Here is a 12607-nt window from a genome sequence, read left to right on the forward strand (position 1 = left end):
GGTGTCGATAGGGTTCGTCGAGCAAAAGGGCGAATACTTGCCATCTGCATTCTAGAACCATTTCGGCACGAGACGGCCAGGCTTTAGTACGTTGTTTCCCGTATGAAAGTGGTGTGGGTCGGTGGGGCGGCTGGCGTGTCGTCCACGTGGCTGACCCGCGCCGCCGGCGGGCCCCGGCGCGACCATTCGATGAGCGCCTCGACTGCGTCGGCCGGACCGGCGACGAGGGCCTCGACGGTGCCATCGCTGCGGTTGCGCACCCAGCCGGTGAGCCCCAGCCGGGTGGCCTGCGCCTGCAGGGCATTGCGGTAGCCCACGCCCTGCACCACGCCGTGGATGCGCAGGAGGAGGGCGGTGGGCTCAGAGGTTGTCTTCATCGATGAACCGCGGCAGCAGGTCGCGCGAGCGGGCAAGGGCGCTGTAGATGTCGCCGCAGATGTTGTTGGGGCCGATCTCGTCCACAAAGCCCGAACGGGTGATGAGGGATTCCGGCTGGGGGTTGAGGTTGCACAGGAGCAGCGCGCAACCGCGCTTGTGGAGGTTCTTGCTGAGGCTCTCGAGCCCCTCCAGGCCGGTGGTGTCGAGGCTGACCAGGTGGTTGAGTTCGAGGATCACCACCTCCGGATGGCGCTGTTTGGGGTCGAGCAGGGTTTCGAGCTTGTTGATGGCGCCGAAGAACAGCGTGCCGTAGATCGAGTAGGCCACGACCCGGGGCGAGCCGTCCGGGTACAGGAAGCCCGGCAGCATCGACAGCTCGGCCAGCGGCAGGCGCTCGATGCGGGTGAGGTTGGACATCCGGTAGATGAAGAACAGGGCGGCCAGCACCATGCCCAGCTCGACCGCCAGGGTGAGATCGAACAGCACCGTGGTGAAGAAGGTGGTGAGCAGCGTGGTGCGGTAGGTGAGCGAGAAACGGCGCAGGCCGCGGAACTCGTGCCATTCGCCCATGTTGACGGCGACCACCACGACGATGGCCGAGAGGGTGGCCAGCGGAATGTCGGTGGCGAAGGGCGCGAGCACCAGCACCACCGCCAGCAGCACCAGGGCGTGGACCATCCCGGCGATAGGGCTGCGTCCGCCGGTGCGCACGTTGGTGGCGGTGCGGGCGATGGCGCCGGTGGCGGCAAATCCGCCGAACAGCGGCGCGGCCAGGTTGGCGATGCCCTGGGCGATGAGTTCCTGGTTGGGGTCGTGGCGATCCTCGATGGTGGCGTCGGCCACCCGGGCCGACAGCAGGGATTCGATGGCGCCAAGGAGCGCGATGGTGAGCGCCGGGGAGATCAGCTTGCCGAGGGTTTCGAGGGACAGCGCCGGTAGCGCAAAGCCGGGCAGTTGCTGGGGAATCCCGTTGAAGCGGCTGCCGATGGTCTCGACCGGAAACTGGAACAGGGCGTTGGCGACGGTGGCAAGCACCAGGACGCCCAGCGGCCCCGGCAGCCGGGCCAGGGGCTTGAAGCGCCGGGCGAGGCCGTTCCACGACAGCAGTACGATGATCGAGGCGACCGACAGGGAGACGGTGGGGATGTCGACGGTGTCCAGGTGGGTGATGAGCGCCTTCATCTTGCCGAAGAATTCGCCGGGCAGATGGTCGATCTTGAGGCCCAGGAAATCCTTGATCTGGGCGAGGAAGATCACCACCGCGATGCCGTTGGTGAAGCCGACCACCACGGTTTTGGGGATGAAGCGGATCAGGCTGCCCAGACGGAAGGCGCCCATCGCCACCAGCATGGCGCCGGCCAGCATGGTGGCGACGAGGAGGTTCTGCACCCCGTATTCGACGACGATGCCGTAGATGATCGGGATGAAGGCGCCGGTGGGGCCGCCGATCTGCACCCGGGAGCCGCCCAGGGCGGAGATGAGGAAGCCGGCGACGATGGCCGTCCAGATGCCGGCGGTGGGGGTCATGCCGGAGGCGATGGCGAAGGCCATGGCCAGGGGCAGGGCGAGGACGCCGACGGTCAGGCCGGCGGAGACGTCACGGCCGAACTGGGCCTTGTCGTAGCCCGGCAGGGTGTCGAGGAGCTTGGGGTGGAAGGAAATCTTCATGGGGCCTCCGCAATTGAGGGGTGAGACGGGATGCGTTGGTGCACGCAGTTTGCGGAGGCGGTGAGCCCGGGCCGGTACGGTGCTGGATGATCCAGCGCTTGCGGGCGCTCAGGGTGCCGTCGGGACGGCTGGCGGACTGGCCGTGGGCGGCCGCCAGGAGAACGTTGGAAGGATCCGTGGTTGTCCTGGCGGGCATGGGGTCAGGAGTACTTGGCGTCGTTGGCGGCCTGGTTCTGGCGGGAGGTCGCGTGCATGACCTCCACCAGCATCTTGACCGCCGCGACGAACAGCAGCGCGCCACCGATCAGGACGCACGCCCAGGCGTGCATCGCGCTGGCGGGAAAGCCCGGCAGGATCGTGGCGCGCCCTTCCATCAGCCAGGCGGCGCCGATGGCGAGGATCAGCACGCCGATGAGGTCGAGCAGCGCCCAGCCCCAGAAGGCGAGGGTAAGGCGCGGAAGCGGAGAACGGTTGGCTTGCATGGATACAAAAATTTAGAAGTGCTGGCTGACAGGCGGCTTACGTCGGGCTGTCACTTGACCCGCATGCCGGGCTGGGCGCCGGCGTCGGGGGACAGGATGAACAGGCCCGGGGCGTCGCCGGTGGTGTCGGAGGCGGCCAGCACCATGCCTTCGGACATGCCGAACTTCATCTTGCGCGGCGCGAGGTTGGCGACCATCACCGTGAGGCGGCCGACCAGGGTGGCCGGGTCGTAGGCGCTCTTGATGCCGGCAAACACCTGACGGGGTTTCTCCTCGCCGATGTCCAGCTGCAGGCGCAGCAGCTTGGCGGCGCCTTCGACGTGCTCGGCGGAGACGATCTTGGCGATGCGCAGGTCGACCTTGCCGAAGTCGTCGATGGAGATGAAGGGCTCGAACGCGTCGGCGCTGGCGGCTTCGGTGGCGGCGGTGTGGGCCTGGTGCTGGGCGTGGCGCTGCTCGGAGTGTTTGGCCTTGGCGTCCTTGGCTTCGGCGGCCGGCTTGGTGTCGGCGGCGGGGGCGAGGGATTCGCGGTTGGCTTCGAGCAGGGCGTCCACCTGCTTGCGCTCGATGCGGGTCATGAGGTGGCTGTAGGCGTTGATGGTGTGGCCGGCAGGCAGCGGGGCGAGCAGGTTGTTCCAGGTGAGCGCTTCGATGTTGAGGAAGGTCTCGACCTGGCCGGCGAGGGTCGGCAGCACGGGCTTGAGCAGGCCGGTGAGGGCCTTGAAGATGTTGATGGCGGTGGTGCACACCACGTGCAGGCGGGCGTCCTGGCCTTCCTGCTTGGCGAGCTCCCACGGTTTGTTGTCGTTGACGTAGCCGTTGGCGAGATCGGCGAACTCCATGATCTTGCGCAGGGCGCGGCTGTAGTCGCGGGTTTCGAACGCGGCGGTGACTTCGTCGATGTTCCAGTCGAGGGCGAGGGCCTCGTCGTGGGCGGCGAGCTTGCCGTCGAAGCGCTTGGCGATGAAGCCGGCGCAGCGGCTGGCGATGTTGACGAACTTGCCGACCAGATCGGAATTGACCTTGGCGATCATGTCGTCGAGGTTGAGATCCACGTCTTCCATCGTGCCGTTGGACTTGCCGGCGAAGTAGTAGCGCAGCCACTCGGGGTTGAGCTTCTGTTCGGTGTAGCTGCGGGCGGTGATGAAGGTGCCGCGGCTCTTGCTCATCTTGGCGCCGTCGACGGTGAGGAAGCCGTTGACGCACAGCTGGGTGGGCGTGCGGTAGCCGGCGAAGTGCAGCATCGCGGGCCAGAAGAGCGCGTGGAAGTACAGGATGTCCTTGCCGATGAAGTGGATCATCTCGGTGCCGGTGGCGGCAGCCGGGCCGGCTTCGGTGAAGGCGGCCACGTCGATGTCGGCGTTGCGGGCGGCGAGGTTCCTGAAGCTGGCGAAGTAGCCGATCGGCGCGTCCAGCCAGACGTAGAAGTACTTGCCCGGCGCGCCGGGGATCTCGAAGCCGAAGTAGGGCGCGTCGCGGGAGATGTCCCAGTCGGAGAGCTTGTTCTCGCCGGCTTCGCCGAGCCATTCCTTCATCTTGTTGGCAGCCTCGGACTGCAGGCGGCGGGCGCCGTCGGGCGTGGTGCCCTGGGTCCAGTCACGCAGGAACTCGACGGCCTTCGGGTCGGAGAGACGGAAGAAGTAGTGCTCGGAGGTCTTCAGCACCGGCTTGGCGCCGGAGACGGCGGAGTAGGGGTTCTTGAGCTCGGTGGGCGCGTAGGCGGCGCCGCAGGCCTCACAGTTGTCGCCGTACTGATCGGCCGCGCCGCACTTGGGGCACTCGCCCTTGATGAAGCGGTCCGGCAGGAACATTTCCTTCACCGGATCGTAGAACTGCTCGATGGCGCGGGTGTCGATGAGCTTGGCGCCGTCGCGCAGGCGGGTGTAGATGTCTTCCGCGTACCAGCGGTTTTCGTCGCTGTGGGTGGAGTGGTAGTTGTCGAAGGCCACGCCGAAATCGCGGAAATCCCGGCTATGCTCGCCATGCACGCGGTTGATGAGCTGCTCGGGCGTCAGGCCTTCCTTTTCGGCGCGCAGCATGACCGGCGTGCCGTGGGTGTCGTCCGCGCAGACGTAATGCACCGTGTTGCCACGCATGCGCTGGTAGCGCACCCAGATGTCGGCCTGGATGTAGCCCACCAGATGGCCGAGGTGGATGTCGCCGTTGGCGTAGGGCAGGGCGTTGGTGACGAGGATCTTGCGCGGGGAGCTCATGGGTGGGCCTGGAACATAATTGTTGTGAACCCCGCATTTTAGCAAAGGCGGAGGCCCCACGGCCGGCTCCGGCGCCTGCGGCACGGCAGGCCCGCGCCCTTACCGTAGAGCGGCGTTTCAAGTAAACTCAATTACTGGAGTAAATTACTCGGGTTTGAATGCGCCGTCTGGCGTCTTTCCTGCTTTCATTGCACCATGTTCTCCTTTTTTCGCCGTTCGCCGGCCCCTGACACCATGAGCCTCACCGATCAAAGCGTCCTCGACAGCCTCCGGCAGTATGCCGACCCCAATACCGGCAAGGATTACGTTTCGAGCCGTGCCGTGAAGAACCTGCGCGTCAGCGGTGCCGACGTGTCCTTCGACATCGAACTGGGCTACCCGGCCCAGACCCAGATCGACACCATCCGCCAGGCGGTGATCGCCCAGGTGAAATCGGTGCCGGGCGTGGGCAACGTGAGCGCCAACGTGTTCAGCCGGATCGTGGCCCACGCGGTGCAGCAGGGCGTGAAGCTGCTGCCGGGCGTGAAGAACATCATCGCGGTGGCGTCCGGCAAGGGCGGCGTGGGCAAGAGCACCACGGCGGTCAACCTGGCCCTGGCGCTGGTGGCCGAGGGTGCCAAGGTGGGCATGCTGGATGCCGACATCTACGGCCCGTCGCAGCCCCAGATGCTGGGCATCGGTGGCGAGCGCCCCGAATCCCACGACGGCAAGACCATGGAGCCCCTCGAGGCCCACGGCCTGCAGGTGATGTCGATCGGCTTCCTGGTGGATGTGGAGACCCCGATGGTGTGGCGTGGCCCGATGGCCACCCAGGCCCTCAACCAGCTCCTCAAGGAAACCAACTGGCGTGATCTGGATTACCTCGTGATCGACATGCCGCCGGGCACCGGCGACATCCAGCTGACGCTCTCGCAGACCGTGCCGGTGACCGGTGCGGTAATCGTCACGACGCCCCAGGATATTGCCTTGCTCGACGCCCGCAAGGGCCTCAAGATGTTCGAGAAGGTCGGCGTGCCCATCATCGGCATCGTGGAAAACATGAGCATCCACATCTGTTCGAAGTGCGGTCACGAAGAGCACATCTTCGGCACCGGTGGTGGCGAAACCATGTGCAAGGACTACGGCGTGCCTTTCTTGGGCGCGCTGCCGCTGGACATCCAGATCCGTCAGGAAGTGGATAGCGGCGTGCCGACCGTGGTGGCCGACCCGAATGGCCGGGTGGCCGAAATCTACAAGGGCATCGCCCGCAAGGTGGCCATCACCATCGCCGAACGGGCGAAGGACATGAGCCACAAGTTCCCGAACATCGTGGTGCAGAATACGTGAACAAATTCAATGTCGTGATGCGCGCAGCCCTGGTGGCCGCGCTTGCCACCAGCCTGTCCGGCTGTGTGGTGGGTACCGTGGTCGGCACCGCCGTGGATGTGGGCGTCGAAGTCGTGAAGGTGCCCTTCAAGGTCGGCAAGGGCATCTACGACGTCGTGAAGGACGACGAGCCGAAGGACAAGTAGCCCAACTGAGCGGGCGCTTCTTCCGGGGGCTTTCGGGGTGACGGCGGTCTGATGGCCGCCGTCACGCATTTGGCCGAAATTTCGTGCGCGTGGATGTAGAATGCGCATTTTTGTGCAGGGACAGCCAGCGTGAGCATCAAGTCGGACAAGTGGATTCGCCGCATGGCGGAAGGCGATGCGAAGATGATCGAACCCTTTGCCCCCGAGCTGGTGCGCCAGAACGAAGGTGGCAAGATCGTCTCCTACGGCACCTCGAGCTACGGCTACGATGTTCGCGTGGCCAACGAATTCAAGATCTTCACCAACATCAACTCCACGATCGTCGATCCGAAAAACTTCGACGAGCGCAACTTCGTGGATTTCACCGGTGACGTGTGCATCATCCCGCCGAACTCCTTCGCGCTGGCCCGCACGGTTGAATACTTCCGCATCCCGCGCAGCGTGCTCACTGTGTGCCTGGGCAAATCCACCTACGCGCGCTGCGGGATCATCGTCAATGTGACGCCCCTCGAGCCCGAGTGGGAAGGCCACGTGACGCTGGAGTTCTCCAACACCACGCCGCTGCCGGCCAAGATTTACGCCAACGAAGGCGTGGCCCAGATGCTGTTCTTCGAGTCTGACGAAACCTGCGCCACCTCCTACAAGGATCGCGGCGGTAAATATCTGGGTCAGACTGGCGTCACCCTGCCGAAAATCTGAAATACTTGTCAGCTACACTTTGAACATCGGGCGGACCATGCGCAGGCACGCGGGTCCGCCCAAAACTTTTTGTTGATCTGCCCGGGCTCAAACCGGGCACCGAGGAGTCGAGCATGCGCTTCAATTTTCCGGTCATCGTCATCGACGAGGACTTCCGTTCGGAAAACACGTCCGGGCTGGGCATCCGCGCCCTGGCGGAAGCCATCGAGAAGGAAGGCCTGCAGGTGCTGGGCGTCACCAGCTACGGCGACATGTCGTCCTTCGCCCAGCAGCAGAGCCGCGGCTCGGCCTTCATCCTGTCGATCGACGACGAAGAGTTTTCCTCGCCCGAGGCGGCCGAAAAGGCCATCGCCGATCTGCGCGCCTTCGTGAGCGAGATCCGGATGCGCAACGCCGACATCCCGATCTTCCTGCACGGCGAGACCCGCACCTCGCGCCACATCCCCAACGACGTGCTGCGCGAGCTCCACGGCTTCATCCACATGTACGAGGACACGCCGGAGTTCATCGCCCGCAACGTGGTGCGCGAAGCCAAGGCCTACCTCGAATCCCTGCCGCCGCCATTCTTCCGCGCGCTCACCCACTACGCGTCGGATGGCTCGTACTCGTGGCACTGCCCGGGTCACTCCGGCGGTGTGGCCTTCCTCAAGTCGCCCGTCGGCCAGATGTTCCACCAGTTCTTCGGCGAGAACATGCTGCGCGCCGACGTGTGCAACGCGGTGGAAGAACTCGGCCAGCTGCTCGACCACACCGGCCCGGTGGCGGCTTCCGAGCGCAACGCCGCGCGCATCTTCAACTGCGATCACCTGTACTTCGTCACCAACGGCACGTCCACGTCCAACAAGATCGTCTGGCACTCCACCGTGGCGCCGGGTGACATCGTGGTGGTGGACCGCAACTGCCACAAGTCGGTGCTCCACGCGATCATGATGACCGGCGCGATCCCGGTCTTCCTGATGCCGACCCGCAACAACTTCGGCATCATCGGCCCGATCCCGCGCTCCGAGTTCAACTGGGAAAGCATCCAGAAGAAGATCGACGCCAACCCCTTCATTGCCGACAAGACCGCCAAGCCGCGGGTGCTCACCATCACCCAGTCCACCTACGACGGCGTGCTCTACAACGTCGAGGCCATCAAGGACGAGCTGGACGGCAAGATCGACACCCTGCACTTCGACGAAGCCTGGCTGCCCCACGCGGCTTTTCACGACTTCTACGGCGACTACCACGCCATCGGCGCCGATCGCCCGCGCTGCAAGGAGTCGATGATCTTCTCGACCCAGTCGACCCACAAGCTGCTGGCAGGCCTGTCGCAGGCGTCGCAGATCCTCGTGCAGGACGCCGAGAACAGCCACCTCGACCGGGATGTGTTCAACGAGGCTTACCTCATGCACACCTCCACCAGCCCCCAGTACGCGATCATCGCGTCCTGCGACGTGGCTGCGGCGATGATGGAAGAGCCCGGCGGCACCGCGCTGGTCGAGGAGTCGATCGCCGAAGCCCTCGACTTCCGCCGCGCCATGCGCAAGGTGGATGAAGAATGGGGCGCCGACTGGTGGTTCAAGGTGTGGGGCCCGGACGACCTGTCGGAAGAAGGCATCGAAGAGCGCGAAGCCTGGATGCTCAACCCGGGCGACCGCTGGCACGGCTTCGGCAACCTCGCCGAAGGCTTCAACATGCTCGACCCGATCAAGGCTACGATCATCACCCCGGGCCTCGACGTGGACGGCGAGTTCGCCGAGCGCGGCATCCCGGCGGCCATCGTCACCAAGTATCTGGCCGAGCACGGCGTGATCGTCGAGAAGTGCGGCCTGTACTCCTTCTTCATCATGTTCACCATCGGCATCACCAAGGGCCGCTGGAACAGCATGGTGACCGAGCTGCAGCAGTTCAAGGACGACTACGACAAGAACCAGCCCCTCTGGAAGGTGCTGCCCGAGTTCGTCCAGAAGAACCCACGCTACGAGCGCGTCGGCCTGCGCGACCTGTGCCGCGACATTCACGCGGTGTATCGCGCCAACGACGTCGCCCGCCTGACCACCGAGATGTACCTGTCGGACATGATCCCGGCCATGAAGCCGGCGGACGCCTTCGCCAAGATGGCCCACCGCAACATCGAGCGCGTCGCCATCGACGAGCTCGAGGGTCGTGTCACCAGCGTGCTGCTCACGCCCTATCCGCCGGGCATCCCCCTGCTGATCCCGGGCGAGCGCTTCAACAAGACGGTGGTGCGCTACCTGCAGTTCGCCCGCGAGTTCAACGAACGCTTCCCGGGCTTCGAGACCGACGTGCACGGCCTCGTGAAGGAAGTGAAGGATGGGCGCATCTACTACTACGTGGATTGCGTGCGGGACTGAGCATCCTCGCCGTCAAAACAAAAAACGCCGCGGATTTCGCGGCGTTTTTTGTTGAACCCCGGGCCACGCAGGATCTATCTGCGTTCGTAGGTCACAAACGCAAACTTGAGGCCCGACGCGGCGACCTGCGGGTTGCGCTGAGCTTCGCGCCAGTCGTCCGTGGCCAATTCCGGAAAAAACGCATCGCCGGCAAAATCCGCATCGATCTCGGTGAGGTAGAGCCGGTCGGCGATGGGCAAGGCCTGGCGGTAGAGCTCGGCGCCGCCCATCACGAAGACGATGTCGGTGTCTCCGGCGGCTGTGAGCGCGTCGGGCAGGCTGCCCACCACGGTGGCGCCATCGGCCGGGTAGGCCGCGTTGCGGCTCACCACGATGTTCACCCGCCCGGGCAGGGGGCGGAAGGCGTCGGGCAGGGATTCCCAGGTCTTGCGGCCCATGATGACCGGCTTGCCGCGGGTGGTCTCGCGGAAGAACTTCATGTCTTCCGGCAGGTGCCAGGGCATGCGGTTGTCGATGCCGATCACGCGGTCACGGGCGTGGGCGGCGATCAGGGCGAGAACGGGTTTGCTCACTGGACGACCTTCCTGCCGCTGCGCGGCATCCTCCCCAGGGGAGGAGTGAGCACTTCCTTCGGGCGGCCGGGCGGAAGTGCTCATACGGCCACCGGTGCGGAAATGTGGGGGTGCGGGTCGTAGCCTTCGAGGACAAAGTCGTCGATCGTGAAGGCGAAGATGTCCTTCACGTCCGGGTTGATGCGCATTGTTGGCAGGGCGCGGGGCTCGCGGGAGAGCTGGAGTTGGGTCTGCTCCAGGTGATTCACGTAGAGATGGCAGTCACCGCCGGTCCATACGAAATCGCCCAGCTCGTAGCCGCACACCTGCGCCACCATCATCGTGAGCAGCGCATAGCTGGCGATGTTGAAGGGCACGCCCAGGAAGATGTCGGCGCTGCGCTGGTAGAGCTGGCAGCTCAGCTTGCCGCCGGCCACGTAGAACTGGAACAGCGCGTGGCAGGGCGGCAGGGCCATGCCCTCGATTTCGCCCGGGTTCCAGGCCGACACGATGTGGCGGCGTGAGTCCGGGTTCTTCTTGAGGGCCTCGATGAGCTGGGCGATCTGGTCGATGCTGCGCCCGTCCGCGGTTTCCCAACGGCGCCACTGCTTGCCGTACACCGGGCCGAGCTCGCCGTTCTCGTCGGCCCACTCGTCCCAGATCGAGACCTTGTTGTCCTTCAGGTACTGGATGTTGGTGTCGCCGCGCAGGAACCACAGCAGCTCGTGGATGATCGAACGGGTGTGGAGCTTCTTGGTGGTGAGCAGCGGAAAGCCTTCGGCGAGATCGAAACGCATCTGCCAGCCGAAGACCGAAAGGGTGCCGGTGCCGGTGCGGTCGTCCTTGCGGTGGCCGCGTTCCGCCACGTGGCGCATGAGTTCGAGGTACTGGCGCATGAAGGCTGGAGGCTGAATCGAGAGGACGCGATTTTACCGGTTTAGGGCGTGCCCGCGTATCCGTACTTGCCCGCCGGGGTTTCGTCGGCAAGCGTGACGAAAAACACCTTTGTGCTAACATGGTTGATCGTGAAAAAACGTTTCGGATCATTGGTCCGAAGAGGCGCAGAGACACCCACATGGCAATCGGTTCAGCGGTTCAACACTCCCATCCGCTCATGCAGCAGGACACGCTGAGCCGGATTCTGAACGACGTTGCCACCAGTGCCGCGCCCACGGCCATTGTCGAGCTGATCCGCTGGCTGGATTCCTTCCATTTCGAGGGTGAAGTCCCCCTCAACCAGCTTGCGCGCCTTGTCGCCATTCTCGACGAGGCCGCCCAGCCCCAGCTGCGCCAGGCCTCCGGGCTGTACCTTTCCAATGTGTTCGGCTCGCGCAGCGTGCGCTACAAGGCGTTGGGGCGGGATTTCTACGCCAGCCTTGGGCGCGCCTACGATCTCGTCCTGAACGGCCTCGCCACCGATTTCACCATCGACGACGCCGATCCGATGCGGGTCGAGGTGTTGCTGCGGGCGGTGCGCGCTGCCGCCGGCGAGATGAAGTGGGTCGCCTTCGATTACCAGGAACTCGCCCCGGAAGTCTGGCAGCGGGCCATCGTCGCCTACCGCGCGGCCGGCCAGTACGGTGCGCTCAACACGCCGATCAACGTCCGCGAAGGGCGCGAGACGCGCTCGACGGTGAGCCGCGAATTCATCCGGCTGGTGGCGATGCAGTGCGCCAGCCTCGACCAGCTCTCGCCCGACCGCATCGAGGCGACCGACAAGCTGGTGCGTTATCTCCAGCATTCCCTGGCGCTGACCAGCGAGCCGCGCGGCGGCGGCCAGTTCTTCCTCGATCTGGAAAGTCTCTCGGCCCCCCAGCGCTGCCTCGCGGTGCCCGAGGACGTGCCTTCCACGATCCGCTATTTCCGCCCCGCCGACGCGGTGGTGATGCTCGGCGAGCTACGCCAGACGGTCGCCGACGGGGGGCTCGGGCCGCTTTTTGCGGGCATCGGTGTGCCGTCGGTGAGCGGGGCGATCCGCCATCTTTCGCGTCAGTGGGGGCCGGTGCCGCCCATGCGCCAGTATCGCCGCCACCCGGTGCGCGGTGCGCTGGCGCTGGCCACCGGGCTGGGTTTCATCCGCTCGCAGATCTCCGGCGAAGCCCAGATGCGGCCGGCGGCAGCCTGGGCGCTGCGGGACGCCAGCCGCAATGGTTTCGGGGTGATCTCCGGGGCCTTCGACCCCGACGTGTGCCGGGTGGGCGCGCTGGTGGGCGCCCATGTGGGCGAAACAGGGCGCTGGGTGCTGGCGCTGGTGCGCCGTGTCCGATCCGACATCGAAGGCGGCGCGGCGGTTGGGCTGCAGACCATCTCCAGCGAGCCTTATCCGGCGCTGCTCGATGACGGGGCCCGAAGCTGGAGCGGTATCCTGTGCGATCCGGTGGTGCGCGGCCGTGCGGTGCGCATCGTCTGCGAGCCTGGCGCCATGCGCTCGCCGCGGCCGGTGTTCGCCAAGGTGGCGGGGCGTACGGTCAAGCTGCAGCCGGGCACGGTGCTGGTCAGCGGTCCGGGCTACCAGATCGTCAGCTGCAATGTTGCCTGACGTCGACATAGCAACAGGCTATCGAATGAATTGGATCAGGATGTTTGACGGCCGCCGGCGCGGCTGTTAAGTTATCGTCCATGACCTCCGCGCAACAGACCAATCTCTTCTCCCTACTGGCCCTCTCCGGGCTGGGTCTGCTGCTGCCCTAACGGGCACATCTTTTCTCCCCCTTCCTGTTGTCGTACCCCGTCGCCCTTTAACAGGCG

The 12607-nt window shown here is 65.2% G+C and carries 11 protein-coding genes; 5 read left to right on the forward strand and 6 right to left on the reverse strand.

Annotation, left to right across the window (positions count from 1 at the left end; genetic code table 11):
- Positions 1-83: 83 nt before the first annotated feature.
- The 4 genes from GH681_RS10745 to metG form a co-directional block, all read right to left on the reverse strand.
- Positions 84-377, reverse strand: coding sequence for an acylphosphatase (locus GH681_RS10745; protein ID WP_153161475.1), 294 nt, complete (start codon positions 375-377; stop codon positions 84-86).
- Positions 361-2046: a SulP family inorganic anion transporter gene (locus tag GH681_RS10750; protein WP_153161476.1), complete on the reverse strand. Its 1686-nt coding sequence runs from the start codon at positions 2044-2046 to the stop codon at positions 361-363. Before GH681_RS10750 ends, GH681_RS10745 begins: the two co-directional genes overlap by 17 nt.
- A gap of 200 nt (positions 2047-2246) precedes the next feature.
- The gene (locus GH681_RS10755) at positions 2247-2528 is read right to left on the reverse strand and encodes a hypothetical protein (protein WP_153161477.1); all 282 of its coding nucleotides are present in this window, start codon (positions 2526-2528) and stop codon (positions 2247-2249) included.
- A gap of 50 nt (positions 2529-2578) precedes the next feature.
- Complete coding sequence (gene metG, locus GH681_RS10760) at positions 2579-4741, reverse strand: methionine--tRNA ligase (RefSeq protein WP_153161478.1); 2163 nt, start codon at positions 4739-4741, stop codon at positions 2579-2581.
- 234 nt (positions 4742-4975) lie between these two features.
- On the opposite strand from metG, the gene apbC reads away from it, so the two are divergent.
- The 4 genes from apbC to GH681_RS10780 all read left to right on the forward strand — a co-directional run bounded on the left by apbC (position 4976) and on the right by GH681_RS10780 (position 9308).
- On the forward strand, positions 4976-6067 hold the full coding sequence (apbC, locus tag GH681_RS10765; RefSeq protein WP_153161479.1) for an iron-sulfur cluster carrier protein ApbC: 1092 nt from the start codon (positions 4976-4978) through the stop codon (positions 6065-6067).
- On the forward strand, positions 6064-6252 hold the full coding sequence (locus GH681_RS10770; protein ID WP_153161480.1) for a hypothetical protein: 189 nt from the start codon (positions 6064-6066) through the stop codon (positions 6250-6252). Before apbC ends, GH681_RS10770 begins: the two co-directional genes overlap by 4 nt.
- Positions 6253-6381: 129 nt before the next feature.
- The gene (gene dcd / locus GH681_RS10775) at positions 6382-6951 is read left to right on the forward strand and encodes a dCTP deaminase (RefSeq protein WP_153161481.1); all 570 of its coding nucleotides are present in this window, start codon (positions 6382-6384) and stop codon (positions 6949-6951) included.
- 113 nt (positions 6952-7064) lie between these two features.
- Positions 7065-9308, forward strand: a complete 2244-nt coding sequence (locus GH681_RS10780; protein WP_153161482.1) for an arginine/lysine/ornithine decarboxylase — start codon at positions 7065-7067, stop codon at positions 9306-9308.
- Positions 9309-9382: 74 nt separating this feature from the next.
- Here GH681_RS10780 and GH681_RS10785 read toward each other — a convergent pair whose 3' ends face one another.
- Both GH681_RS10785 and GH681_RS10790 read right to left on the reverse strand, forming a co-directional pair.
- The gene (locus GH681_RS10785) at positions 9383-9880 is read right to left on the reverse strand and encodes a dihydrofolate reductase (RefSeq protein WP_228111870.1); all 498 of its coding nucleotides are present in this window, start codon (positions 9878-9880) and stop codon (positions 9383-9385) included.
- Between the two features lie 80 nt (positions 9881-9960).
- On the reverse strand, positions 9961-10755 hold the full coding sequence (locus GH681_RS10790; protein WP_153161484.1) for a thymidylate synthase: 795 nt from the start codon (positions 10753-10755) through the stop codon (positions 9961-9963).
- Between the two features lie 179 nt (positions 10756-10934).
- On the opposite strand from GH681_RS10790, the gene GH681_RS10795 reads away from it, so the two are divergent.
- A complete protein-coding gene (locus tag GH681_RS10795; protein ID WP_153161485.1) occupies positions 10935-12398 on the forward strand; it encodes a hypothetical protein in 1464 nt (487 codons plus the stop codon).
- Positions 12399-12607: the final 209 nt, after the last annotated feature.

It is taken from the genome of Zoogloea sp. 1C4 (genome assembly GCF_009469605.1).
In the GTDB taxonomy this organism is placed as follows: domain Bacteria; phylum Pseudomonadota; class Gammaproteobacteria; order Burkholderiales; family Rhodocyclaceae; genus Zoogloea; species Zoogloea oryzae.

Excerpts from the sequence above, each read along its gene's own strand:
- GH681_RS10745 (WP_153161475.1), bottom strand. The coding sequence starts at position 377 with ATGAAGACAACCTCTGAGCCCACCGCCCTCCTCCTGCGCATCCACGGC.
- GH681_RS10750 (WP_153161476.1), bottom strand. The coding sequence starts at position 2,046 with ATGAAGATTTCCTTCCACCCCAAGCTCCTCGACACCCTGCCGGGCTAC.
- GH681_RS10755 (WP_153161477.1), bottom strand. The coding sequence starts at position 2,528 with ATGCAAGCCAACCGTTCTCCGCTTCCGCGCCTTACCCTCGCCTTCTGG.
- metG (WP_153161478.1), bottom strand. The coding sequence starts at position 4,741 with ATGAGCTCCCCGCGCAAGATCCTCGTCACCAACGCCCTGCCCTACGCC.
- apbC (WP_153161479.1), top strand. The coding sequence starts at position 4,976 with ATGAGCCTCACCGATCAAAGCGTCCTCGACAGCCTCCGGCAGTATGCC.
- GH681_RS10780 (WP_153161482.1), top strand. The coding sequence starts at position 7,065 with ATGCGCTTCAATTTTCCGGTCATCGTCATCGACGAGGACTTCCGTTCG.
- GH681_RS10790 (WP_153161484.1), bottom strand. The coding sequence starts at position 10,755 with ATGCGCCAGTACCTCGAACTCATGCGCCACGTGGCGGAACGCGGCCAC.
- GH681_RS10795 (WP_153161485.1), top strand. The coding sequence starts at position 10,935 with ATGGCAATCGGTTCAGCGGTTCAACACTCCCATCCGCTCATGCAGCAG.